Here is a 24,119-nt window from a genome sequence, read left to right as displayed (position 1 = left end):
ATGTCGGGTTTTTGTCGGGTTCTTTTTTTGATTTGAAATCAATTTATTCTGAATCTTTGTCAAAAATTAATCAATGGCAAAAAAACTTAACATCAGCATTTTTATTCTCTTCTTTTTCTTTGGAAACTTCAATGCTCAAATCGATAAAAATTCACCATTATTTTTAGAATTAAAGAAACAGGATAGTCTTTTTTTTGAACGTGGTTTTAATAATTGTGACATCGCATATCTTGAAAAATCAGTGGATGAAAATCTAAAATTCTATCATGATAACAGCGGGTTTCAGGATAAAAAATTATTTCTCGAAAGAACAAAACAGAATATCTGCTCAAATCCTAATCAAAAGCCAATTCGTAAAGTCATTGAAAGTAGTTTGGAAGTTTTTCCATTATACAATAACGGCGAATTGTATGGTGCGATACAGTCCGGAGAACATCAGTTTTTTATTCGTGAAAAAAATAAAGAAGATGTTTTAGGCGGCCAGGCAAAATTTACAACAGTCTGGACAAAAAAAGACGTTAATTGGATTATGAGTGATATTTTAAGTTATGATCACGGAGATCCAGGCCAATCAAAACTTACCGATAATTTGGAGCAATTGTTGAAAAATAATAACATCCCAACTTTAGGTTTAGGAATTATCGAGAATGGAAAATTGACTGAAATAAAAGTTTATGGAAAACTAAATGATAAAACATCGGCTTCTTACAATAGTCTTTTTAATGTTGCTTCTTTAGCCAAACCAGTTACTGCAATGACAGTTTTACGCTTGGTAAGTCTTGGTAAATGGAATCTTGACGAGCCGCTTGATAAATATTTTATCGATTCTGATATTGCTAAAGACCCAAGACATAAAAAATTGACCACAAGATTAATTTTAAGCCATCAAACAGGTTTTCCGAATTGGAGATGGATGAATAATGATAAAAAACTTCGTTTTGAGTTTGATCTGGGAACAAAATATCAATATTCGGGTGAAGGTTTTGAGTATCTGAGAAAAGCCCTTGAAAATAAATTTCACAAAAGTCTTGAAAAATTAGCAAAAGAACTTGTTTTTCAGCCTTTAGATATGAAAGATACAAGTTATATCTGGAATGAAAAGAAGTATTTTGAGAGAATGATACTTGGTTATGATAACTCAGGAAAGCCGTATGAAATTGTAAAAAATAAAACTCCAAATGCAGCCGATGATTTAATAACTTCTGTAGAAGATTACGGAAAATTTTTAGTTGCTGTTTTGAATAATGATTTGTTGACACCAAAGATTGACGAAGAAATGAAAACTAAGCAGATTGAAACTAAAAAGGACAAGTTTTTCGGTTTAGGATTTGAAATTTATGATCTTGAAAATAACGAAATTGCCTTATCACATGGTGGTTCCGATAATGGAGTAAATACTATTATTTTTCTTTTACCAAAAACAAAAAAAGGATTGATCATTTTTACGAATGTTGAAAATGGATATAAAATTTATGAACCTCTTGTTGATCATTACTTGGGAAATGTAGGGAAAAAGATCATTTCAATTGAAACAAAATAAGTTTAATGAAATTTAATTGTAATTAATTTTGTTACAATTAAAATATTTGTATCTTTGCAGAGTAATTATGAACAATACAAGATTTGCTACGGCGATACATATCATGACCTTGTTGTCAAAATTTCCTCAGGAGTGGCTTACTTCTGATTGGCTTGCCGGAAGTATTAATGTAAATCCTGTAATTGTTCGTAAAGAAATTGGTGTTTTAAAAGAAGTCGGTTTGATTATTAGCCGAAAAGGGAAAGAAGGAGGGAGCCAATTGGCAAAAGACGCTTCTGACATTAGTATTTCTGAAATTTATTCTGCGGTAAAAAACTCAGAAGTTTTAGGTAAAAAAAATAACAATCCTAATCCGGCTTGTCCTGTTGGTAAAAATATTAATACTCATTTAGGAAAGCTTTTTACAGAAACAGATGTATTGGTCTGTCAATTTTTAGGAGATAAATCGTTAAAAGAATTTACCGAACATTTCGACTAAAAAATTTTTTTGACTTAAAATGTAACAAAATTCATTACAATTAATTTAAATAAAAATATTATGAAAAAAGTAGCAGTAATCGGTGCAACAGGATTTGTGGGAACACAAGTAGTAAAAGAACTCGAAAACAGAGGTTTTGAAGTGAAAGCAATCGTAAGAGATGCATCTAAAGTGAATGAAACTGAAAACGTAAAAGCAAAAAGCGTTGATGTAAATAATGTAGATGAATTAGCAGAAGCTTTGAAAGGAAATGATGCTGTAATCAATACCTTTAATGCAGGTTGGACGAATCCTAATCTTTACAATGATTTTCTAAACGGTTCAATTAATATCGAAAAAGCGGTTGAAAAATCAGGGGTGAAAAGATTTATTACAGTTGGTGGAGCAGGAAGCTTATTCATCGACGGAAATCAACTGGTTGACGGACCAGATTTTCCGGCAGACATCAAACCCGGAGCAACTGCAGCAAGAGATTATTTAAATAAAATCAAAGAAAATACAACTTTAGACTGGACTTTTTTCAGTCCTGCAATTGAAATGCATCCCGGAACAGCAGGAATCAGAACCGGAAAATACAGAACAGCTCTAGAAAATCCTGTATTCAATGAAGAGGGGAGAAGCGTACTTTCTGTAGAAGATGTTGCCGTTGTTTTGGTTGATGAACTGGAGCAAAACAATCACATCCGTGAAAGATTCACAGCAGCGTATTAATTTTCTTTAGAGTCCCAAAGGGACGGTTTAACAATGCATCGGATAAAATCCGATGAAAACCGATCCAATAAATAAAAAAAAGTTTCGGCGGTACCAAAGGTGCCTCCGAAACTTTTATACAAATAAATTATTTTATAAACTCATAAACAACTTCGGATTTACCGGAGCATTGTTTTTGTGTACTTCATAATGCAAATGCGGTCCTGTAGAACGTCCTGAATTCCCTGATTTTGCAATCACTTGCCCAACTTTCACTTTCTCATTGGTTTTTGCAACCAATTGTGAAAGGTGACCGTAAAGTGTTGCCAATCCGTTTCCGTGAGATACAATGACGCAGTTTCCATAACCACCTTTCTGTCCTGAGAAAATTACAGTTCCGGCTGCAGTTGCAACAACATCAGATCCGAAAGGAACGGCAATATCCAAACCTTTGTGAAACTGCATTTGATCAGCTTCTGCAGGAGGATTGTTTTTTTCTGTTGGAGCTTTAGAAACAGCTACATTTTTAGCATTTGAAGTTGTTGGTGCAGCAGAAGTTGTACTTGCTGTTTTTGGAGTCACCATCACTTTTATTTCTCTCTTGTTTCCGTAACTGTCGGTTACTTCTATAATTTTTTCTACCGGTTCAGCTTTTACTTCAGGTTTTGGAGTTGCTGCGACAGCGACTGGAGCTGAAGTAGGTTTTACAGACGCATAAACTGTTTTAAAAGGAATAGGATTTTTTCTGATTCCAAAGTTAGATGAAATATACCCTTCAGTAGGCATTCCTAAAGGAACCTGCATCAGTTTTTTCTGCAGATCCATCAGATATTGGCTGTATCTGTTTGATTGTTTTGCCAGATAAATTGAGTTTGAAATACTGTCGTTATCAAGAACCATCAACTTTTCGTTCTTAATATCTTTTGATTTTAGAAAAGAATTCAGTTGAGAAACCGTTTGATCTACCAAGCCAAGATCTGTTTTCATTTTCAGATAATCAACGCTGTCTTTTTCTGTATTTATTTTTACCAAATTTACTTCATAGTTTTTGTCATCTTTCTCCGAAAACAATTTGGCAATGAAAATACTTTGTGCAAAAACGATCAGTAAAAGTCCTCCAATAAGAACAGTTACTTTCTTTTTGCTGCCTAAAAATTTCTTCATTTTTCTTTCTCTTAGAATTTAAAAAGGTTTTAAGGGTGCAAATTTAGGTAAAAATAAACTTTAAGCATTATTCTTAACAAAAATTTAGAAATTATTGTAATAAACGTATTTTTAGATATTTAATTGTGCAAGAGTGTTAAATTTTTCAAAAAATGATTGATGTTGGGTGATATAAAGTTTCGATATTTCTCGGTTTTAATATATTTGCAAATCACATTTCAATTATGGCGAAAAAGAAAACCAACTCAGAATCTTCTACTTCTAAAAAAACCAAAAATGACGTTGCAGTTGGCGTTGTTGGTAGCGGAAGTTTTGCAACAGCAATTGTAAAAATGCTTGTTGAAAATTGCAAAACCGTGCATTGGTGTGTTAGAAATGAGTTTGTAAAAGGAGCAATTGAACTGCGTGGGCACAATCCTACATATCTTACGGCAGTTAATTTCAATCTTAAAAATTTAAAATTAACAACTGATGTCAACGAGTTGGTGACAGCTTGTGATGTTGTTGTTTTGGCAACTCCATCTATTTATCTTTCAGATACTTTAGATAAAATGACGTGTGAGTATAAAGACAAAATTTTTGTTTCTGCAATTAAAGGGATTATTCCAAAAGTGAACGATGTGGTTGCACATTATTTAAAAGAAGAATTTCAGATAGGATTCAGAAATCAGGCAGTCATTGCAGGACCGTGTCACGCTGAAGAGGTTGCAATGGAAAGACTTTCTTATCTTACGGTGGCAACTGTGGAAGACGAAGTTTCTGAAAAACTGGTTAATATTTTCAATTCAGATTTCATCAAAGTAAATTCCAGCAAAGATATTTTAGGTAACGAATACAGTGCGATTCTTAAAAATATTTTCGCAATCGGAGCCGGTATTGCAAGTGGTTTGGGGTATGGTGATAACTTTACGGCTGTTTTTGTATCGAATGCGATTAGAGAGATGGAAACTTTCCTTGAAGCGATTTATGAGGCTCCAAGAGATGTTAACGAAAGTGCTTATTTGGGAGATTTACTGGTTACAGCATATTCATTGTTTTCAAGAAACAGAAATTTAGGAAATCTTATCGGAAAAGGATATACCGTAAAATCTGCGATTCAGTCGATGAACATGGTTGCAGAAGGATATTATGCTGCAGATTCTATTTACAAAACAGCAAAACAGAAAAAACTGGAATTACCGATTATTGATACCGTTTACGGAATTTTGTATGAAGGTAAAAATGCTGAAAAACAATTTAAAAAACTAACAGCAAAGCTGAATTAGAATTAATTTCATCTAAAAATACATAAAGCATCAATGATTTTCATTGATGCTTTTTTGTTAAATATATCGCTTCTATTATTTGAAATTGATAATTTCCATCGTCTTCGCTGGGCTGATAATAATTTTATTTTCGGCACAGAATTAAATAGTTAAATCTTATTTTAATCTAAAACTTTTCCCGAAATTCGTATTAAAATTCACGCAATGCCACACGCAATTACCAACAGAACGCCTAAGCCAAAATATGATGTAGTGCTTATAGGAGGCGGAATTATGAGTGTTACTTTAGCCACTTTACTTCACGAGTTTGATCCAAATTTAGATATTGCTATTTTCGAAAGGCTGGGAAGATTTGCCAAAGAAAGTACCGCTGCATGGAACAATGCAGGAACTGGTCACTCTGCATTTTGTGAACTCAATTATACACCAGAAAAAGAAGATGGGAGTATAGATATTTCAAAAGCTGAAAAAATTGCAGAACAGTTTGAAATTTCAAAACAGTTTTGGTCTTATTTAGTTGACAAAAAATACATTCAGAATCCTCAGGAATTTATTAATTCTTGTGCTCACATGAGTTTGGTTTTTGGTGAAAAAGATGCAGAATATCTTAGAAAAAGACACGAAGCAATGAAAAATTCACCTCTGTTTTCAGAAATGGAATTTTCTACCAATCATGATACGTTAAGAGAATGGATTCCTTTGGTAATGAGCAAAAGAAATCAGTCTGAAGTTTTGGCAGCTACTAAAATGAATATCGGAACCGATGTCAATTTTGGAACGTTGACCCGAAAAATGGGACGCCATCTTGTGGAAGATTCTCATGTAGAAGTTTTCTTGTATCACGAAGTGAAAGATATCGATCCCAGAGAAAACGGAAAATGGGAAATGAAAGTAAAAGATCGCATCAACAATCATAAACAGGAAGTTGTTGCAGATTTTGTTTTTATTGGAGCAGGAGGTTATGCATTGCCTTTGCTCGATAGTTCAGATATTAAAGAAAGTGAAGGTTACGGCGGTTTTCCGGTTTCTGGGGAATGGTTGGTCACGCATAATCAGGAATTGGTAGCGCAACATCAGGCAAAAGTTTATACTCAAGCAACAGTTGATGCACCGCCAATGTCTGTTCCGCATTTGGATTTGAGAATTATTGATGGTAAAAAAGCATTGCTTTTTGGTCCTTTTGCTGGTTTTTCAACGAAATTTTTGAAAGAAGGAAGCTATCTTGATTTACCCGAAAGTGTCAATACCAAAAATCTCCGCTCTTTATTCGGAGCTTGGTGGCACAATATTCCGTTGACAAAATATCTGATTCAGCAGGTTGCGATGACAAAAGCTCAAAGAATACAACATTTAAGAGAATTTGTAAAAGATGCAAAAGAAGAAGACTGGGAACTGAAAGTTGCCGGACAACGTGTTCAGATCATCAAAAAAGATGATAAATTAGGAGGTAAATTAGAATTCGGAACCGAGGTTGTTGTAAACGATAAAGGAACGATTGCTTCACTTTTAGGAGCTTCTCCGGGAGCATCAACTGCAGTTTTTGCAATGTTGAATGTTTTAGAAAAATGTTTCCCTGAAAAATTAAAAGGAGAATGGAAAGATAAATTGTTGGAAATGATCCCGTCATACGGACAAAAATTATCCGAAAATCCTGAACTGGCAAAAAGAATGAGAGCTCACAGCAAAGAAAAATTAGAGCTTAAGCATTAAATATAAGTGATAAGTAATGGGTAATAAGTAATTTTGCAAAGTTGCTTATTACCCATTATCAATTAATCATTACTCATACCAAGATGGAAGTTATTTCAAAACCGATTATTGCGAAGGAAATCCTTGAAGCTCTTCAAACGAAAATTGAAGAAGAAAAGCAGGTGATTGTACATTGCTGTTTTCCTGCGTCACCGTTTTTGGGAAATTTAATCAGAATTTGGAATACCACTTACCTTGTTGATAATAGCTCAAGTCACAAAAGTAAACTGATTCACGCTGAAAATATTACTATTTACCCGAACTGGACGGTTGTTCCGTTTATGAAAGATTTTTGGTTTACATTAGTGTTTTCAGGCTTACCAAAAGATTGCAAAAGCTTTGATTTTAAAGAAATAATTCCGGAAGAAGGTGGTTTTTTTGTGAAATCTATCAAAAGAAATTCATCAGATATTTACCGCATAAAAATTTCAGAATAAAATTTTCTGCCATTTCCAATGAAATCAGGAAGAATGAAAAATCTTTTACCAATTAATTAAACTAAAATGAAGAAAATTATATTTGTACTCTTGGCTATCTTTCCACTTCTTGTGTTTTCTCAGAAAAAGAAATTATCGAACTTTAAGAAGTCTGAAAGAAAATCAATTATTCATACAAGTTCAGATCCTGAAAAACTTGAAATAGAAAAATTTCAGAAAGATTTGAATAAGGAATATTTAAATCCAAAAGAAAGTCCTTTAAGAGGTGATAATTTTAAAAATTTTAAGGCACATCCTTTCTTTCCTATCGACTTGAAATACCGTGTAACTGCTGATTTTGTTAAAAATGAAAACCCTGAACCTTTTGATTTACCCACTTCTTCAGGAAAATCAAAATCATATCAGGAATTTGGGAAAGCTCATTTTACGATTGACGGAAAATCTTATACTTTAACGATCTATCAAAGTTTAGATCTGATGAGAATGGAAAAATATAAGGATCATCTTTTCTTACCTTTTCGTGATGAAACCAATCAAAAAGAAACTTATGGCGGAGGAAAATACATGGATTTAAAAATACCGAAAGGCAACACGATTGTGTTAGATTTTAATCAGTCTTATCAACCTTTCTGTGCCTATAATGCTTATGATTACAATTGCCCGATTGTTCCTGAAGAAAATAAACTTCCGGTAGAAATAAAAGCGGGCGTAATGTACAACGATATTTATCATCATTAAATTATGGTTGATTTACAGTTTTTTAAAACGAAAGATTTATCTGAATTAAATTATGAGCTTGATGAAATTCAGGCGCAGTTTTCAGCTTTGCCAAATCAAGCTTTGGAAAGAATTGAAGCAAGAAATCAAAATGACGATTTTTTTGCTTACCCGATTACTATTTTTTCTGATGAAAAAGTAACAGGTTTTTGCGTGCTAGATTTTGGGAATGATAAATTAGAATTAACTGATAATCACAATTCGGTTTTACTTCGATCGTTGTCTATAAATCCTGAATTTCAGGGAAAAGGAATTGGTAAATCTGTGATGATTGTGCTGGATGATTTTATTAAAGAACATTTTAAAGATTGCAATGAAATTGTCTTGTCAGTTAATGAAAGAAATGATTTTGCTTTTCAAATTTATGCGAAAAAAGGATATGTTTATGCCGGCAAAAAGATAGACGGAAGAAGTGGACCTCAGTTTGTGATGTCTAAAATTTTAGATTAATTTAAAAATCAAACAGTCAGTTTGGCGTGATACTTTCAATTGGTTTTAAACATCATTAAAATCAAAATATGGAAGTTTCATTAAGAAATCAGGTTGCCATTGTTACAGGCGCATCAAGCGGAATCGGAACCGGAATTGCAAAATCTATCTCTTCGGCAGGAGCAACAGTCATCATCAATCATTCATCTGAAAAATCTAAAGATGAAGCCCAAAAAGTTTTAGACGAAATTCAGAAAAACGGCGGAAGTGGAATGGTTTACCAATGCGATGTTTCTAAAGAAGATCAGGTGGTAAAAATGTTTTCAGACGTAATTTCAGAATACGGAACAGTTGATATTTTAATTAATAATGCCGGAATTCAGAAAGATGCCAAATTTATCGATATGACTTTGGAAGAGTGGGATACGGTAATGGGCGTGAATCTTCGGGGTCATTTTTTGTGTTCGAGAGAAGCTATTAAAGAATTTCTCCGCCGGGGAATCGATACAACCCGTTCTGTTGCCTGTGGAAAAATCATTCACATCAGTTCGGTACACGAAATTATTCCTTGGGCAGGTCATGCGAATTATGCAGCAAGTAAAGGTGCCATAAAAATGCTGATGCAGACTTTGGCTCAGGAACATGGAGCAGATAAAATTAGAGTTAATTCTATTTGTCCGGGAGCGATTCAAACGCCGATTAATAAAGATGCGTGGGAAACTCAGGAAGCGATGAATGATTTAATGAAGTTAATTCCGTATAACAGAATTGGTCAACCTGAAGATGTTGGAAATTTGGCAGCATTTTTAGCGAGTGATCTTGCAGATTACATTTCCGGAACGAGTATTTTCATAGATGGCGGAATGACCAGTCTGGAAAGTTTTTCAAACGGCGGATAATTTATTCGAAAATCTGCTGAATGATTTCGAGTGAATTGGGCGTTTTAAAATCGGTAATATGGTAATGATAATAAACCAGCACGCTGTCTAAAAAGGTTTTTCTCATAGCTTGCGGAATTTTTATTTGATAAGGATCTTGAGAGGATAAAATTAATTTCCATAAAAGAGAATTTTCACTATCGAATAGGTGATGGCTTCCAAGGTTTGAAAAAGTTCCTGTTTCGGGATCCAAATAATTTCCATCTCCTAAAAGTGGGGAAACACCCTGGATTTTTAAAATTTTGACCAAAAGAATAAGGTGAGAACGATAATTTTGCCGATTGAGCTCAAAGATAAATTCATCAATCGTGTGAAAGATGATCTGATTTTGATTTTCATTTCTTAAAATCTGATTCAAAAAATCGGCAATAAAAAATATAACCGTATTGGCTTTGATGTCTGTGTAAACATCATTTACTTCTATGAGTTCAAATTTTGAAACGGTTTGAATTCCGCTGCTTTTCCCTGCATTAACAGAAAAATTAAGCTTATTTAAAGGAAGTAAAAATGCTTTTTTCTTATTTTTTTTACTGTAAATTCCTTTTAGAAAATAGGTTTGAAAACCATCTTCTTCGGTGAAACAATGGAGAACTGCATCGTTTTCTCCATATTTTATGTATGAAAGTAAGAATCCGTCTTGTGAAGTCATTAATTAACTACTGCTATTTTTGCTGTAGCTTTATCTGAGCCGTCTTCGTTGGTCATCAAAACAAAATAAATTCCCGAAGCCACTCTTTTTCCTTTCTGGTTATTAAGATTCCATTCGTAATATCCTGTTCTTGCGATTGCAGAGTGTACAAGATTTCCGGCTGCATCAGTAATTCTGATGTTTGTTTTTTCGGCCAAGCCTTTAATAGTTACATTACCTTTAAACTGAGAATAAACCACAGGGTTCGGATAAACCAAAACATTTCCAAAGTCTTTAGTCACATCTGCAACATCACCTTGGTAAGTAACAATTCCGTCAAAAGTCACAAAATAAACTTTGCCTGTTTTTTTATCAACTTTAATATCGGTAACGGTATTCGTTGGAAGTGGAGAATTATCTTTATTGAAAAATTTTATAGTTTTTTCTCCGTTTGCAGATAAATAATAAACACCTCCGTCTTCTACAGATACCCATTTTTGGTTTCCGCCATCTACTTCGATATGTAAAATCGTAGCATCTCTGAAAAGTTCTTCGGCAAGTCCGCCTTGTTCGATGACAATAGATTCAAATTGTGGATCGTTTTTAATCTCAGCTGCTGCATTAGGAAGTATTCTTAAACCCAGCTCAGTTCCAACCCAAGCATCTCCAGATTTATCCATCGTAAAAGAAACTGTATTCGCAGGAATATTGTTTGATTGATCTAAATAATACTGTGTATCATCAGAAAGGCTTGCTGTTTTTTTTGTGTCGTAGACTAAAAAATTAACTGTTCTTGGTATAGGAATCCACAGTAAATCATTACTAAAAACAGGATATTGAATACCTGTACTTACATTTAAATCTTTTATAATAAAATCGTCAGTAGCTCTGTCATATAATGCAAGAGAGGATTTAGTTGCTAAGCCAGTAAAAGCAATGGTTGCAAAAATATTATTCTGATCATCAGAAGTAAAACCAACTGGACGGTTAATATATTGACTATCTGCACCAACTAAGTATCTTTTAGAAAATTCGAAGTCCTTTGAGCCAGAATTGTATTTCATTTTATAAATACCATATCCTGTAGGAGAATAATAATTGGTAAAAAAGACTTCATTTGTATTGACAGGATCTGGAAATGCATCTACAACATTAAATTCTGTTGTACTTCCTACAAAATAAGATGAGTAGACCCATTCCGTTCCGGTAAAATAATAAAATCCTGGATTTTTCGGATTAAACTGAGCATCATTATATCCGTTTGCTCTAATTCCTGTAGAAACTAAAAGCTGATTATCATTAAATAATCTTATTTTATAAGAATCATTAAAATATGGTCCATCTGGTTTGTATGCTACATTATCATCAGATTTAACTCCGGATACTTTAGTTCCTCCATATACTTTAGAGCCGATGGTTGTTGCGGTATTACAAGCTTCTCCTACACTTGTACTTCCACCGAAATTTCCATTCGTGTTATAAGTGTAAATTCTGCTCCCATCTGTAATGATAATATTGTTTGACGTAACAACTACATCATTGATGCTTCCAAAAGTTTGAGCAAGAGGAGTTGATGTTCCGTTATTGTAAATATAAGTTGTTGTTGCAGATGAAAAAGCTAAAACAGATTCTGAATCAATATCTGTGAAATTTCCAGTCATTTCTGTTGTCCAGGTTGTGAAAACAGGGAAAGTAGTATTCAGTTCATGGGTTTTTAATCCAGTATTGGTTACTGCAAAAACTTTATTTCCAAGAATGGTAGCTTCATTACTTGCCTCAAAAATACCTGCTCCGCTAATGAAGAAAGCAGAATCAGCAAATTCTTTCTTTTTTAAATCAAAAATAGAAACTCCATAACCTACAGAAACGGTTGCCCGATCTCCGGTAATCGAAATGTGATTAATTTTTTTGCTTCCGTTATATCCTGTTGCAATTGGGATATCCACAACATACATTACACCTTGTGGAGTAATAATATCTAAAGCTCCGTTTTGATATCCTACCAAACCGATTTTTGTTTGTGGATTATAATCAAAAGCAGAAATTTTCACATCATGAAGACCATTGGCTTTAGATAGTTTTGTGATTTCTCCTGTTGAAATTGTATAATAAAAAATCCCGTTTTCTGTGGCAGCAACGATTTTTCCGTTATCTTCTTTCATCGCCAGAACATTGTTGTAAGAGAACAAGTCTGCCCATTTTTTTGAAGAAATATTCTGCGCATTTACAAACTGCAACGATGCGAAAATACCAAAAGAAAGTAATGAGATTTTTTTCATATTATACTGTTATACTGCTGTCGATTGCCTGATTATTCCAGGAAATCTGTTTTATATTTTTGTTTGAATCAAAAAAGAAATCTATTCTGCCTAAAAGAAGACCTGCCCAACCTACTTGGTTTACCAAAACGTTTTTCCCTTGTCTGTTTTTAAAGGTTTGAGGTTCCGGTAAAAAAGTATGCGTGTGACCTCCCAAAATTAAGTCAATATTTTCTGTTTTTGAGGCTAAAATTTTATCACTTATTTTTTCGGGTTCGTCTTTGTAGTCATATCCGATGTGTGAAAGGCAAATAACAAGGTCGCATTTATTCTCATTTTTCAGAAAATTAGAATAATGTTGCGCCACGTCAATAGGATCAGACCAAATGGTTTCTCCGTACTGTTTTTTTCCAACTAATCCATCTAACTGAATTCCGACTCCGAAAATTCCGACTTTGATGCCGTTTTTGTTGAATATTTTATACTGCGAAGTTTTTCCGTCGAGAATGGTATTTTTAAAATCATAATTCGAACAGATGAAAGGAAACTCTGCATTAGGCAAAACCTTCAGAAAGCCATCTAAACCATTATCAAAATCATGATTTCCCATTGTGGATGCATCATATTTCATCATCGACATCAGTTTAAACTCCAGTTCGCCACCGAAAAAGTTGAAATAAGGTGTTCCCTGAAAAATATCTCCGGAATCGAGCAACAAAAGATTGCTTTCTTCGCTTCTTATTTTTTGTATTAAACTTGCTCTTCTCGCAAAACCACCCTGATTAGGATTTTTGGTATAACTTTCGTCAAAAGGTTCTATTCTGCTGTGTTGATCGTTGGTATGAAGAATCGTTAATTTGTGGGCAGATTTGAAAGAATTTAAACTCAATTCTTCTGCCATCATCAAATTGGGAGCTAAAGTCATTGCTAAAGTTCCGCCACCTACTGTTTTTAAAAAACTCTTTCTATTCATTATTTCTTCCCAATAAAATTTAAGCGAATATCTTCTTTCGGATTGATCTCAGCATTTTTCTTAAAATAATCGATAAATAAATCTCTCAATTTAATTCCTGTAGGAATCGATTCTCCTTTGCTGAAAAATTTCATATTATCACCTCCCAAAGCCAGATAATCAGACGTTGCAATATAATAATCCTGATTTGGATTTACCACTTTTCCGTTAATTAAAGTTTTGGTTAATTGTCCGTTATTGGTTTCTATGTATAAGTGAGAAACCGGATTATTTACCTGAGTTTTTGCGTAGTAATCAAACAATCCCTGCAAATCTGAACCTTTCATTTTTACAATGATCACTTCATTTTCAAAAGGCATTACTTCGAAAACATTTTTCAGAAGAATATCGCCTTTTCCAATCGTAGTACGGATTCCACCGATATTGATTAGGGCAGCATCTACGTTTTGATTGAGATTCGCTTTTGTCCAAACATCTGCTCCGTCAAAAGTGTAGTCAGCTAAAATGTTTCCCAAATTGCTGTTGTCTCCTTCTTTTGTGAGATTTACTTGCGTATAAGAGATCTTCTGGTTCATCTCTTTGTTGAGTTTTAGAGTGTAAGGCTCGATAAATTTCGCAAAACCTTCATCGTCCTTCAGCTCTTTATTAATAGAAATGTTCTTCTGTGTCTGCACATTGGCAACCTGCAACGGTGTCGTTTTACAGGCTGTAAGTGATAACAAGGCAATTCCTAGCAATAAGAATTTATTTTGCATAATATCTTTAGTATATGCAAATATAATTATATGTATAATAAAATAGGATTAAATATTGTAAATTCTTGTATGAAATTATTAAATTTGGGGAAAATAATTCGAACAGATGAGCATTTTAAAAGGAGTAGGTGTTGCTTTGGTTACACCCTTTAATGAAGATTTATCCGTAGATTTCGAAAGTTTAACAAAACTTGTTGAGTACAATATCGAAAACGGAACCAACTATTTAGTAGTATTGGGAACTACAGCGGAAGCTGCTACACTTTCTTCAGACGAGAAGAAACAGGTAGTTGAGCACATCATTAAGGTGAATAATAAACGTCTTCCTTTGGTTTTAGGAATTGGCGGAAACAATACTCTTGAAGTCAAACAGCAAATCGAAGAAACTCATTTGTCAGATTTTACGGCAGTTTTATCGGTGTCTCCTTATTATAACAAACCTAATCAGGAAGGGCTTTATCAGCATTATAAAGCTTTAGCTTCTACAGGAAAAAATATTATCATTTATAACGTTCCTTCAAGAACCGGACAAAATGTAGAAGCTGAAACTACTTTGCGTTTGGCAAATGAATTCCCGAATTTATTCTTAATTAAAGAAGCGGCACCAAATATTCTTCAGTATTTTGATATTCTTAGAAAAAAACCTGAAGGTTTTAATTTGGTTTCTGGTGATGATGAATATACACTTCCTGTAACTTTAGCTGGTGGAAATGGTGTAATTTCTGTAATCGGGCAAGGTTATCCGAAAGAATTTTCTACAATGGTTCAACTGGCTTTTGATAAAAAAGTAGATGAAGCTTATGGAATTCACAATAAATTAGTGGAGATCACAAGACTGATTTTTGCAGAAGGAAATCCTTGCGGAATTAAAGTTGTTTTAGCAGAAAAAGGATTAATCAAAAATTATTTGAGACTTCCATTGGTTCCTGCTTCAGAAGGACTTTATGCGAAAATAAAAGCTGAAATGGCGAAAATTTAAGAAGGCGAATTGTCAAAAGTCAATTGTGAATTCTTAAACTATAAATATTTAAAGTGAAAAGTGTAATGCTTTTCACTTTTTTAATCTAAAAATTATAACCACAAAAGTCACAAAAGTTTTTATTTAAAAGAATAAGACGAATTACATTAAAGCATTCAAAAGTTTTTGAAAATCTTTAATTTTCTTTTTTGTGAACTTTTAAAAGAGATTTTTATATCTTAAATATTAAAAAAAGACTTTTGTGACTTTTGCGGTAAAAAATAAATTATGAAATTAATCAAAGCAACAGAAGAAAATATCCTTTTAATTCAGGATTTAGCCAAAAGATCTTGGGAAAATGCCTATGCAGAAATTCTTTCTATTGAGCAGATGGAATACATGTTAAACACAATGTATTCTCAATCTGAAATTTCAACTCATCTTAAAGATCCGGATTATCATTATTATCTTGTTTTTGATGAAAACTCCAATGAATATGACGGATTTATTGGTTTTGAAAATCATTACGAAGAAAATACAACCAAACTTCACCGAATTTATTTGGTTCCTGAAAGTAAAGGAAAAGGCCTAGGTAAAAAAACGCTTGAGTTTTTAAACGAAAAAACTTTAGAAAGTGGAGATAACAGAATTATTCTGAATGTCAATAAACATAATTCAGCGAAGAAATTCTACGAATCTCAAGGCTATAAAGTATATGATGAAGGCGTTTTTGATATTGGAAATGGATATGTGATGGATGATTATTTAATGGAATTTGTTCTGTAATTCTTATTCTTCAACATTATTTTTTGTTGCAAATTGGCTCAACTTTAAAATTCGTATAACATCATTTTTTTTGGAGGGAAGAATCAAATTTTTATGTTCTTCTTCAGGTTGTTTGTATACATTGGTCTTCTTATCCCAAAATTGATAATCAAAAAAATCTTTGTCCCAATTTATTACAAATATCTTTGATTTTTCTACAGACTCAAAGATTTCAATTTTTTTGAAATCTACGGGTCTTGCTTTTATAATTGTTTTGCTTTCTGTTTCAATGAATATTGGTTTTTCATTTTGCAGATATATGATGACTTGTTCGTAACCGCCTCCGTTATCTTTTGAATAATCTATGATTTTGACTGTCTGATTTCCCTTTTTGAAAACATCAATATTTTCATCTTGTCCATATTTCTTAACCTTAGCAATTTTATCGGAAGGAACTTTGTAAATCGTTAAACTCTCATTATTATTTATATCCAAAACATTTTTTTCAATTTCAGAAATAATATTTTTGTTTTGAGCATGAATATTTATTATTAAAATAAAGAAAAGGGCGGTTGAAAATATTTGTTTCTTCATAACAATTTTTGGATTTTAATTTTAAGAAATCTTACTCCACTTATTTTTCCCTTTATAATTTTGGATATAATAATTTTTAATGATCTGATGATCAGTTCCTGATAAATGTGGATCTGTTTCTAAGATTTTGTCGATCATTTTTTTTGTGGTTTTAATGATGGGTGCATCGTTGACCAAATCGAGTCTTTTAAAATCAACAACACCGCTTTGCTGAGTTCCCAAAATATCACCGGGACCGCGCAATTGCATATCGACTTCAGAAATTTTAAAACCATCATTGGTTTCGGTCATCGTTCTGATCCTTGTTCGGCTTTCGGCAGACATTTTATCGGAGGTCATCAAGATACAGTAACTCTGTTCGGCTCCTCTTCCAACTCTTCCACGAAGTTGGTGAAGCTGAGAAAGACCAAATCTTTCAGCACTTTCGATCACCATAACTGAAGCATTCGGAACATTTACACCGACTTCAATTACGGTTGTTGCAACCATAATTTGCGACTTTCCTGATGCAAAATAATTCATTGCGGCATCTTTCTCATCGGGTTTCATTTTCCCGTGAAGCATCGTTACCTCATAATTCGAAAAGTTGTCCATAATATGCTCCAAACCTTCCATCAGATTTTTATAATCTAAAGTTTCAGATTCTTCAATCAATGGATAAACAAAGTAGATCTGTCTGCCTTTTCGTATTTCTTCATGACAGAAATGATAAACATAAGTTCTGTCTTTTTCTCTTCTATGAGCGGTAATGATCGCTTTTCTTCCAACAGGCATTTCATCAATCACAGAAACGTCGAGATCCGAATAAAAGCTCATTGCCAAAGTTCTCGGAATTGGAGTTGCGGTCATCACCAAAATATGAGGTGGAATTTTATTTTTAGCCCACAGTTTGGCTCTTTGAGCGACTCCAAATCGATGTTGCTCGTCGATAATTGCCAATCCGAGGTTTTTAAATTTCACTTTATCTTCCAAAACTGCATGAGTTCCTACCAAAATAGAAAGCTCACCATTTTCTAATTCATGGTGAATAACCTTTCTTGCAGAAGCTTTTACCGAACCCGTCAAAAGGCTGACTTTAATTTCTGTGTCTTTTAATAGATCTTTAATTCCGTTGTAATGTTGTTGGGCAAGAATTTCTGTGGGAGCCATCAAACAACTTTGAAAACCATTGTCTAAGGCAATCAGCATCGTTAATAAAGCAACCATTGTTTTTCCTGAACCTACATCGCCTTGCAAAAGCCTGTTCATCTGAATCGGCTTTTTCATATCCATTCTGATTTCCTTTAAAACTCTTTTTTGAGCTCCTGTAAGTTCAAAAGGAAGATGTTTTTCGTAAAATCCTGTGAAATGATCACCAACAATCGGAAACGGATTTCCTACAGATTGTGTTTTATGATGAAGTTTTTTTAGAGCATATCCTAGCTGAAAGAAAAATGATTCTTCAAATTTTAAACGCTGATTTGCCTTTTCAAAATAATCTAAATTTTTTGGAAAATGAATGTTTAAAAAAGTCTGTTGCCTCGATAAAAACTTCATCGAGCTCATTATAGACTCCGGAAGATTTTCCTGAATAATATCAGGGATCTCTTTGCAGATATTTCTCAGAATCACCTGAAAGAATTTTTGGTTTAAACCTCTTTTCGTCAGTTTTTCAGAACTGGAATAAATGGGTCTTAATCTGTTGTCTTTTTCTTTGTTTTCATCCAGTTCAATTTCCGGATGCGGCATCGAAAACTGATTGTTAAAAGCATTGATTTTTCCGAAAATAAAAACTTCGCGGTTGACAGGAAGTTGTTCTTTCAGCCATTTCGAATACTGAAACCAAACCAGATCCATACTTCCGGTGTCGTCGTTGAATTTTGCGGTCAGTCTTTTTACTTTTCCGGTGAGAATTTCCTGCACATTGGAAATTTTTCCTTTCAGCTGAATTTCAAGATTACTTTCCTGAAGTGCGTTTACTTTGTAAACTTTATTTTTATCTAAATACCGGATCGGGTAGAAATTGAGGAGATCTTCCACAATAGAAATTCCCAACACATTTTTAATGAGTTTGGCTCGTTCAGGACCAATTCCTTTTACATATTCTATGGAAGTTTCTAAAGTCATTTACGTGTTTTGAGATGTCTGTTTCGAGTTTTTTATCCGTGTTTTGAATGAAAAAATAAAAGCTCGAATTTCGGTAAAATAAAAAAGACTTCCAAAAAATGGAAGTCTTAATTATATGTTTTAAAACGATTAATCTTTTATTTTAGATCTGAATTTCTTCTGATAATCTTCCCAATCTTGCTTGGTTTTTACTTTTTTGTATAGATTGTTTGATATAAAATCAAGATAAGGTTCTAATTCTTTTGCAGATAATTCTCCTTGTAACATAGTTATGGGATTTCCTTTGTCATCAAGAAAAACTGTACTTGGTACTGCATTTACATTCATGAATTGTGTGAATTCGTGAAGTGAATTTCTTCCTTTTTTGTGAGAAGTATTGTCATTAGAAAATTTTCTGCCGAAGATCTCTATCGTTCGTTTGTCTTCTGCATCAAACTTTACGGGGTAATAATTTTCATTTAAAAACTCATAAATTATGGGATTTCCATAGGTTTTTTTATCCATGATTTTACACGGGCCACACCAATCTGCATAAAAATCGATGATGATTTTTTTAGGTTGTGTTTTCTGTGCATTTAATGCTTCTTCAATCGTCATCCATTTTACCTGCGCAAAACTGAAGCTGATAATGAAAAGAAAAAGTAGGGTGGATATTTTTTTCATGATTTGATGTTTAAATGAAAAGCAAACTCTATTTTACCTCCTGCATAAGCTTTTTAATGAATGGTGATATCAAAATCAGTACCACACCGGCAATTAATGCATAAATAGCAAGCTGATAATAACCGTCTGTATAAGACTGTAACTTAGATACTAAATCATTTCCTGTATTTGATTTTGAAATTTCAGCACCCAGTTTTCCTGCTGCTAACTGACCAAATGCACTTGCTAAAAACCAAAGCCCCATCATCATTCCGAATAATCTTTTTGGGGATAATTTGGTAATGATCGACATTCCGATTGGGCCTAAACAAAGTTCCCCGATGGTTGTAATAAGATAAGCGAATGCAAAGACATTAAGTGAAGTAATTCCCTCTACATTAGCAAAAAACTTGGTGTAATAAAATATATAAAATGAAGCAGAAAGGAATAAAAATCCGATTCCGAACTTGATTAATGTATTCGGTTCTAATTTTTTCTTAGCCAACCAAAGCCATAATAATCCAATGATTGGACTTAAAATAATAACAAAAAGAGTATTTGAACTGTTGTTAACCACATTGGGATCCATATTAAACCCTAATAAATTGTGATCTAAATTATCTTTGGCAAACAGAGATAAAGAACCACCACTTTGCTCATAAATCGCATTGAATAAGAAATAGAAAAATATAAAAGCAAATGCTGCAATTAATTTTTTCTGAAGGCCTGAAATTTTTAATCTGATTAATTCATAAATAAAATATCCTACAGCAATAACTCCGATGGTATACATGAAATAATCTGTGTAATGAGTATTTTTCACCATGATGAAAATCAGCGGAATACTTAAAATAGAAAGTGCATAAACACCAATTTCTCTTATTTTTCTTTTTCCCGGTTCCATATTTATTAATGGAGAATTACCTATTGGACCTAAGTTTTTCTTGGTGAAGAGGAAAGTAAGCAATCCGATAACCATTACTACAGCTGCTGCAAGGAAGCATAAAGTCCAAGAATGATATTTTCCTAAATAAATACAAAGAGCACCTCCTAAAAGTCCGCCAATGTTAATTCCTGCATAGAACATTCCGTATCCTGCGTCTCTTCTCGGATCTTTTTCGTCGTACAATTCTCCTACCATTGATGAAACATTGGGTTTGAAGAATCCTGTTCCGATAATGGAGAATGCAATTCCGTAATAAAATAAATCTTTCGGAGAAAAAGCAATCAATAAATTACCTAAAATCATGACAATTCCGCCGAAAAAAAGTGATTTTTTAAATCCTAAAATTTTATCGGCAAAAATACCACCTATGAAAGTGAAAGCATATACAAAAGCCTGGATTGCACCGTATTGAAGATTAGCTACATCATCTTTTAATAAAAGCTGATCTACCATGAAAAACGTAAGAACACCCCTCATTCCGTAAAAACAGAATCTTTCCCACATCTCGACGGTAAAAAGTGTCCATAATTGTTTTGGGTATTTTCCTTTGAAATTTTGTATTTCTTCTAAAGTTTGGTTCATAATTTTATATGTAATTATATTTTAGTTTCATTTTTTATTCCTTTCGATTAGTTGTCAGATTTGCCAATAAGTTACGAGTAGAGTAGAATTCGCAATACGAAAAACTTTTTCGCGCGATTGATTAATAATTTCCTTTATGGATTGAAACAAAGAATCTTCAGAAACTTCCATTATACGAATGTAAAAAAAACCTCTGAAAAAATCAGAGGTTTAAATATTATTTTGATGAAAATACTTTTTATTTTACGCCGTGCATCATTTTGCTGATGTATTTGCTTAGTAAAAGTAACAATACTCCACATACGATTACAAATCCTGAAATGTAAGTGAATACTTGTCCTGCTCCTAAAGTTTCTACAATTGAAGCTAAGAAACCTCCGATAAAGTTCGCAATTGAAGAAGACAACATCCAAACTGCCATCAAGATTGAAGCTAATTTAGGTGGAGATAATTTAGTTACTACAGATAAACCTACTGGTGAAAGGCAAAGTTCACCAATTGTATGTAGTAAATAAGTCATAATCAACCACATAATTCCCGCTTTGTTTGCTATGTCAGCAATGTCTCCGTTTGAATTTCTTTCTGCAACTGCTCCAAGCATAAACCAGAAACCAACTCCTAAGATAATCATACCAACACCCATTTTTACAGGAGTAGAAAGCTTTTTACCTAATTTAGAACTCCAGAATATTGCAAATAATGGTGCTAATGTTACGATGAAAATAGGGTTAACCGACTGAAACCACGAGGTTGGAATTTCAAATCCGAAAACATTTCTATTGATAAATTTATCTGTATATAAAGATAGAGACGATCCTGCCTGTTCAAAACCAGCCCAAAAGAATACTGCAAATAAGAATAAAATAAAGATTACTGTAATTCTTTGTCCTTCTTCAGGTTTAGTTAAAGGTTTTCCTGTTACTGGGTTGATAGATTGCCCTTCAGTAGTTGCTTTGTCTTCAGTTCCTGTTGTTTTTACAGGTTTTGTACCTAAATCTCCCAAATATTTTTGAGCAAAAATATTAAATACAACCTGACCTAAAAACATTCCGATTCCCGCTGTAAGGAAACCGTATCTATATCCATAAGCAATAGAACCGTCTGCATTGGTTGTTGCAAAAAGGTTATCTGTAAAATATCCGATAATAAAAGGTGCAATTAAAGCTCCTAAGTTGATTCCCATGTAGAAAATAGAGAATGCAGAATCTCTTCTGTCGTCACCATCTGCATATAAACCACCTACTAAAGTCGAAATGTTAGGTTTAAAGAAACCATTTCCGATGATCAGTAAGGCCAAACCAATGTAAAGCCCAGTTGTAGAATTCATTCCGAATAAAACAAACTGCCCAATCATCATGGTGATACCACCGATTGTAATTGCTAAACGTTTTCCTAAAAATTTATCGGCAAGCCAACCTCCGATAAGCGGTGTAAAATAAACTAGACCGGTGAAATAACCATATAATAAGGTTGCATTCTGCTCGTCCATTCCTAATCCTCCTTCAATTAATTTCTTAGTTAAATAAAGGATCAAAATTGCACGCATTCCGTAATAAGAAAAACGCTCCCACATCTCGGTGAAGAACAAAAGGTACAAGCCTTTAGGATGTCCTTTCTTCTGTACTGTATCCATATTTGATTGTTAAATTTCTGTTAAGACCCACAAATATAGTTTTTTTTGAGTTTTTGGCAATGTTTTAATTTTATTTTTAAAATAAAAAAGCCGCAGAATCACCTACGGCTATTTATTTCGAATTTCAGGAGGTTAATTTACACCCTTTTCTTTCATGATCTTATTAAGCCTTTTTAATATGGAAAGCCCAAGTAAAGTAGCTAGAAGCAATAAACCAAAATTGACGATAAAGAAATTAGCTTTATTGTCATAATCGTACCAGAAGCTCGCTAAAACTCCGGAAAGTTTGTTTCCGATTGATGTTGAAAGGAAAAATCCACCCATCATCAAAGCTGTTAATCTTGGTGGTGAAAGTTTAGAGACCAAAGATAATCCCATTGGAGAGAGACAAAGTTCTCCCACTGTGATTACTCCGTAAGCAGCAATCAACCATAAAGCTGATACTTTTACTAAGCCGTTTTGTCCGGCATAAACTGCACCTACCATCACTAAACATGATAGCGCTGAGATAAATAATCCTAAAACAATTTTTGAAGGAGTACTCGGTTCTTTCCCTTTTTTACGAAGCATCATGAAGAATGCAACGACAACGGGTGTTAGTAAAATTACCCAACCCGGATTAATCGACTGGAATAATTCTGTGTTGTAAAGATTTACTGTTTGTGAAGGATTGGCTTCTAATTTTGTTTTGTCTGTATCAGAAATATTTCTGAAATAAATATCTTTTCCTTGCTCTTTTAAAGCCTTGCCATTTTCGTTTTTTTTTACCTGATACTGGTCGTCATAGACAGAAACTTCTTTGTCTAGATAATCTTTTTTATCAACCAAATATATTGATTCTAAAGGATTTTCTACAGCTGCAGGAACGGTTCTTTCAGTATAATAATTTGCCCAACGTGTTAAAGCGGTTCCGTTTTGTTTGAAAACGGCCCAGAACATTAAACTTACCGCAAAAATTGCAAGCAAGGCTCCAATTGGTTTTTTGTCTTCTGCATTTGCCTTTACATAAAGCATTACATAAAAATAAATTACTGGAATACAAGCGAAAATAAATGCATCTGTACTGTCACTTCCAAAAATATTGTTGGGGATAAACCATCCAATCAATCCGAAAATTACTGCAGGTAAAAATACTTTTACTAAAACATCAGAAATTTTAGTGTCTCCTTCTTGTGCAGGTTTCAAAACATTTGCCTGAAGAATATGCTGTCTTCCGATGGTGAAAACTAAAAGTCCTACAAACATTCCGACTCCGGCTGTCATAAATGCCGGTCCCCATCCGTATTTGTTACGCATGAAAGCAGCAATAATATTACAGACAAAAGCTCCAATGTTGATTCCCATATAGAAAATATTGTATCCTGCATCTTTATTCGCTTTATAAGGTTCTTCGTTGTATAAATTTCCCAGAAGTGTAGAAATACTAGGTTTAAAAAATCCGTTTCCAATGATAATTAAAGCTAAAGAAGCGTAAAATAGAGGAAGTTCTTTAAAAAAACCAATTCCGAGATAACCCAGTCCCATCAAGAATCCGCCAATGTAGATTGCTTTGATGTATCCTAAAACTCTGTCGGCTAAAAATCCACCTAAAAATGGCGTTAAATAAGTTAATGCGATAAAAGTTCCGAAAATATCATCAGCGCTTTTATCATCAAAAGCCAATCCGCCTTTTTCACTGTCGATCATGTACAGCACAAAAATTCCGAGGATTAAATAATAGCCGAAACGCTCCCACATTTCTGTGAAAAATAGATAGGGAAGCCCTTTAGGATGTTTGGTTTTCATGTATAAGATTTTTACAATTTCACAAAT

Annotated in this window: 22 protein-coding genes; 11 read left to right on the top strand and 11 right to left on the bottom strand. The window is 33.5% G+C overall.

Features of this window, described 5'->3' with window-relative positions; translation table 11 throughout:
• The first annotated feature begins 73 nt into the window (after positions 1 to 73).
• The 3 genes from FDY99_RS05990 to FDY99_RS05980 all read left to right on the top strand — a co-directional run bounded on the left by FDY99_RS05990 (position 74) and on the right by FDY99_RS05980 (position 2,729).
• Positions 74 to 1,540 (top strand): serine hydrolase, encoded by a 1,467-nt coding sequence (locus FDY99_RS05990; protein ID WP_139419959.1) that lies wholly within the window; start codon positions 74 to 76, stop codon positions 1,538 to 1,540.
• A 67-nt stretch (positions 1,541 to 1,607) separates the two neighbouring features.
• Positions 1,608 to 2,018, top strand: a complete 411-nt coding sequence (locus tag FDY99_RS05985; RefSeq protein ID WP_139419957.1) for an Rrf2 family transcriptional regulator — start codon at positions 1,608 to 1,610, stop codon at positions 2,016 to 2,018.
• A 60-nt stretch (positions 2,019 to 2,078) separates the two neighbouring features.
• Positions 2,079 to 2,729, top strand: coding sequence for an NAD(P)-dependent oxidoreductase (locus FDY99_RS05980; RefSeq protein ID WP_139419955.1), 651 nt, complete (start codon positions 2,079 to 2,081; stop codon positions 2,727 to 2,729).
• Between the two features lie 132 nt (positions 2,730 to 2,861).
• On the opposite strand, the gene FDY99_RS05975 is transcribed toward FDY99_RS05980, so the two are convergent.
• A complete protein-coding gene (locus FDY99_RS05975) occupies positions 2,862 to 3,872 on the bottom strand; it encodes a peptidoglycan DD-metalloendopeptidase family protein (RefSeq protein WP_139419953.1) in 1,011 nt (336 codons plus the stop codon).
• Between the two features lie 224 nt (positions 3,873 to 4,096).
• On the opposite strand from FDY99_RS05975, the gene FDY99_RS05970 reads away from it, so the two are divergent.
• The 6 genes from FDY99_RS05970 (at position 4,097) to FDY99_RS05945 (ending at position 9,428) form a co-directional block, all read left to right on the top strand.
• Positions 4,097 to 5,137, top strand: a complete 1,041-nt coding sequence (locus tag FDY99_RS05970; RefSeq protein ID WP_139419951.1) for an NAD(P)H-dependent glycerol-3-phosphate dehydrogenase — start codon at positions 4,097 to 4,099, stop codon at positions 5,135 to 5,137.
• Between the two features lie 204 nt (positions 5,138 to 5,341).
• The gene (gene mqo / locus FDY99_RS05965) at positions 5,342 to 6,847 is read left to right on the top strand and encodes a malate dehydrogenase (quinone) (RefSeq protein WP_139419949.1); all 1,506 of its coding nucleotides are present in this window, start codon (positions 5,342 to 5,344) and stop codon (positions 6,845 to 6,847) included.
• 83 nt (positions 6,848 to 6,930) lie between these two features.
• Entirely contained in the window at positions 6,931 to 7,323 is a 393-nt protein-coding gene (locus FDY99_RS05960; RefSeq protein WP_074231781.1) for a hypothetical protein, read from the top strand.
• A gap of 66 nt (positions 7,324 to 7,389) precedes the next feature.
• Positions 7,390 to 8,061, top strand: a complete 672-nt coding sequence (locus tag FDY99_RS05955) for a DUF1684 domain-containing protein (protein ID WP_139419947.1) — start codon at positions 7,390 to 7,392, stop codon at positions 8,059 to 8,061.
• A 3-nt stretch (positions 8,062 to 8,064) separates the two neighbouring features.
• Complete coding sequence (locus tag FDY99_RS05950; protein ID WP_139419945.1) at positions 8,065 to 8,550, top strand: GNAT family N-acetyltransferase; 486 nt, start codon at positions 8,065 to 8,067, stop codon at positions 8,548 to 8,550.
• 68 nt (positions 8,551 to 8,618) lie between these two features.
• Positions 8,619 to 9,428 carry a glucose 1-dehydrogenase gene (locus tag FDY99_RS05945; RefSeq protein ID WP_139419943.1) on the top strand — a complete coding sequence of 270 codons (810 nt, stop codon included), beginning with the start codon at positions 8,619 to 8,621 and terminating at the stop codon, positions 9,426 to 9,428.
• Position 9,429: 1 nt separating this feature from the next.
• Here the strand turns inward: FDY99_RS05945 and recO are convergent, their stop codons facing one another.
• From recO to FDY99_RS05925, 4 genes are read right to left on the bottom strand one after another with little or no spacing between them, the layout of a single operon-like run.
• Positions 9,430 to 10,116: a DNA repair protein RecO gene (gene recO / locus FDY99_RS05940; RefSeq protein ID WP_139419938.1), complete on the bottom strand. Its 687-nt coding sequence runs from the start codon at positions 10,114 to 10,116 to the stop codon at positions 9,430 to 9,432.
• A complete protein-coding gene (gene porZ / locus FDY99_RS05935) occupies positions 10,116 to 12,374 on the bottom strand; it encodes a type IX secretion system anionic LPS delivery protein PorZ (protein WP_139419936.1) in 2,259 nt (752 codons plus the stop codon). Before porZ ends, recO begins: the two co-directional genes overlap by 1 nt.
• Before the next feature lies 1 nt (position 12,375).
• Positions 12,376 to 13,326 (bottom strand): bifunctional metallophosphatase/5'-nucleotidase, encoded by a 951-nt coding sequence (locus tag FDY99_RS05930; RefSeq protein WP_139419934.1) that lies wholly within the window; start codon positions 13,324 to 13,326, stop codon positions 12,376 to 12,378.
• Complete coding sequence (locus FDY99_RS05925) at positions 13,326 to 14,081, bottom strand: 5'-nucleotidase C-terminal domain-containing protein (RefSeq protein ID WP_139419932.1); 756 nt, start codon at positions 14,079 to 14,081, stop codon at positions 13,326 to 13,328. The genes FDY99_RS05930 and FDY99_RS05925 overlap by 1 nt, the downstream gene beginning before the upstream one ends.
• A gap of 106 nt (positions 14,082 to 14,187) precedes the next feature.
• Here FDY99_RS05925 and dapA point away from each other — a divergent pair, with 106 nt between their 5' ends.
• Both dapA and FDY99_RS05915 read left to right on the top strand, forming a co-directional pair.
• Positions 14,188 to 15,060 carry a 4-hydroxy-tetrahydrodipicolinate synthase gene (dapA, locus tag FDY99_RS05920; RefSeq protein ID WP_139419930.1) on the top strand — a complete coding sequence of 291 codons (873 nt, stop codon included), beginning with the start codon at positions 14,188 to 14,190 and terminating at the stop codon, positions 15,058 to 15,060.
• A 267-nt stretch (positions 15,061 to 15,327) separates the two neighbouring features.
• Positions 15,328 to 15,825, top strand: coding sequence for a GNAT family N-acetyltransferase (locus FDY99_RS05915; protein WP_139419928.1), 498 nt, complete (start codon positions 15,328 to 15,330; stop codon positions 15,823 to 15,825).
• Between the two features lie 3 nt (positions 15,826 to 15,828).
• On the opposite strand, the gene FDY99_RS05910 is transcribed toward FDY99_RS05915, so the two are convergent.
• The 6 genes from FDY99_RS05910 to FDY99_RS05880 form a co-directional block, all read right to left on the bottom strand.
• The gene (locus tag FDY99_RS05910) at positions 15,829 to 16,398 is read right to left on the bottom strand and encodes a hypothetical protein (RefSeq protein ID WP_139419926.1); all 570 of its coding nucleotides are present in this window, start codon (positions 16,396 to 16,398) and stop codon (positions 15,829 to 15,831) included.
• A gap of 21 nt (positions 16,399 to 16,419) precedes the next feature.
• The gene (gene recG / locus FDY99_RS05905; protein ID WP_139419924.1) at positions 16,420 to 18,504 is read right to left on the bottom strand and encodes an ATP-dependent DNA helicase RecG; all 2,085 of its coding nucleotides are present in this window, start codon (positions 18,502 to 18,504) and stop codon (positions 16,420 to 16,422) included.
• A gap of 129 nt (positions 18,505 to 18,633) precedes the next feature.
• Positions 18,634 to 19,167, bottom strand: coding sequence for a thioredoxin family protein (locus tag FDY99_RS05900; RefSeq protein WP_139419922.1), 534 nt, complete (start codon positions 19,165 to 19,167; stop codon positions 18,634 to 18,636).
• Between the two features lie 28 nt (positions 19,168 to 19,195).
• Complete coding sequence (locus tag FDY99_RS05895; protein ID WP_139419920.1) at positions 19,196 to 20,674, bottom strand: peptide MFS transporter; 1,479 nt, start codon at positions 20,672 to 20,674, stop codon at positions 19,196 to 19,198.
• A 238-nt stretch (positions 20,675 to 20,912) separates the two neighbouring features.
• Positions 20,913 to 22,307 carry a peptide MFS transporter gene (locus tag FDY99_RS05885; RefSeq protein ID WP_139419918.1) on the bottom strand — a complete coding sequence of 465 codons (1,395 nt, stop codon included), beginning with the start codon at positions 22,305 to 22,307 and terminating at the stop codon, positions 20,913 to 20,915.
• Positions 22,308 to 22,439: 132 nt separating this feature from the next.
• Positions 22,440 to 24,092: a peptide MFS transporter gene (locus FDY99_RS05880; protein WP_139419916.1), complete on the bottom strand. Its 1,653-nt coding sequence runs from the start codon at positions 24,090 to 24,092 to the stop codon at positions 22,440 to 22,442.
• Between the last annotated feature and the right edge of the window lie 27 nt (positions 24,093 to 24,119).

Origin of the sequence: Chryseobacterium mulctrae, from assembly GCF_006175945.1 — a bacterium.
Classification (GTDB): Bacteria; Bacteroidota; Bacteroidia; order Flavobacteriales; family Weeksellaceae; genus Chryseobacterium; species Chryseobacterium mulctrae.
The sequence above is the reverse complement of the archived record's forward strand: the minus strand, read 5'-3'. Positions and strand labels throughout refer to the sequence as shown.

Coding starts and splice junctions, on each gene's coding strand:
- FDY99_RS05990 (WP_139419959.1), top strand. CDS start 74: ATGGCAAAAAAACTTAACATCAGCATTTTTATTCTCTTCTTTTTCTTT.
- FDY99_RS05985 (WP_139419957.1), top strand. CDS start 1,608: ATGAACAATACAAGATTTGCTACGGCGATACATATCATGACCTTGTTG.
- FDY99_RS05980 (WP_139419955.1), top strand. CDS start 2,079: ATGAAAAAAGTAGCAGTAATCGGTGCAACAGGATTTGTGGGAACACAA.
- FDY99_RS05975 (WP_139419953.1), bottom strand. CDS start 3,872: ATGAAGAAATTTTTAGGCAGCAAAAAGAAAGTAACTGTTCTTATTGGA.
- FDY99_RS05970 (WP_139419951.1), top strand. CDS start 4,097: ATGGCGAAAAAGAAAACCAACTCAGAATCTTCTACTTCTAAAAAAACC.
- mqo (WP_139419949.1), top strand. CDS start 5,342: ATGCCACACGCAATTACCAACAGAACGCCTAAGCCAAAATATGATGTA.
- FDY99_RS05960 (WP_074231781.1), top strand. CDS start 6,931: ATGGAAGTTATTTCAAAACCGATTATTGCGAAGGAAATCCTTGAAGCT.
- FDY99_RS05955 (WP_139419947.1), top strand. CDS start 7,390: ATGAAGAAAATTATATTTGTACTCTTGGCTATCTTTCCACTTCTTGTG.
- FDY99_RS05950 (WP_139419945.1), top strand. CDS start 8,065: ATGGTTGATTTACAGTTTTTTAAAACGAAAGATTTATCTGAATTAAAT.
- FDY99_RS05945 (WP_139419943.1), top strand. CDS start 8,619: ATGGAAGTTTCATTAAGAAATCAGGTTGCCATTGTTACAGGCGCATCA.
- recO (WP_139419938.1), bottom strand. CDS start 10,116: ATGACTTCACAAGACGGATTCTTACTTTCATACATAAAATATGGAGAA.
- porZ (WP_139419936.1), bottom strand. CDS start 12,374: ATGAAAAAAATCTCATTACTTTCTTTTGGTATTTTCGCATCGTTGCAG.
- FDY99_RS05930 (WP_139419934.1), bottom strand. CDS start 13,326: ATGAATAGAAAGAGTTTTTTAAAAACAGTAGGTGGCGGAACTTTAGCA.
- FDY99_RS05925 (WP_139419932.1), bottom strand. CDS start 14,081: ATGCAAAATAAATTCTTATTGCTAGGAATTGCCTTGTTATCACTTACA.
- dapA (WP_139419930.1), top strand. CDS start 14,188: ATGAGCATTTTAAAAGGAGTAGGTGTTGCTTTGGTTACACCCTTTAAT.
- FDY99_RS05915 (WP_139419928.1), top strand. CDS start 15,328: ATGAAATTAATCAAAGCAACAGAAGAAAATATCCTTTTAATTCAGGAT.
- FDY99_RS05910 (WP_139419926.1), bottom strand. CDS start 16,398: ATGAAGAAACAAATATTTTCAACCGCCCTTTTCTTTATTTTAATAATA.
- recG (WP_139419924.1), bottom strand. CDS start 18,504: ATGACTTTAGAAACTTCCATAGAATATGTAAAAGGAATTGGTCCTGAA.
- FDY99_RS05900 (WP_139419922.1), bottom strand. CDS start 19,167: ATGAAAAAAATATCCACCCTACTTTTTCTTTTCATTATCAGCTTCAGT.
- FDY99_RS05895 (WP_139419920.1), bottom strand. CDS start 20,674: ATGAACCAAACTTTAGAAGAAATACAAAATTTCAAAGGAAAATACCCA.
- FDY99_RS05885 (WP_139419918.1), bottom strand. CDS start 22,307: ATGGATACAGTACAGAAGAAAGGACATCCTAAAGGCTTGTACCTTTTG.
- FDY99_RS05880 (WP_139419916.1), bottom strand. CDS start 24,092: ATGAAAACCAAACATCCTAAAGGGCTTCCCTATCTATTTTTCACAGAA.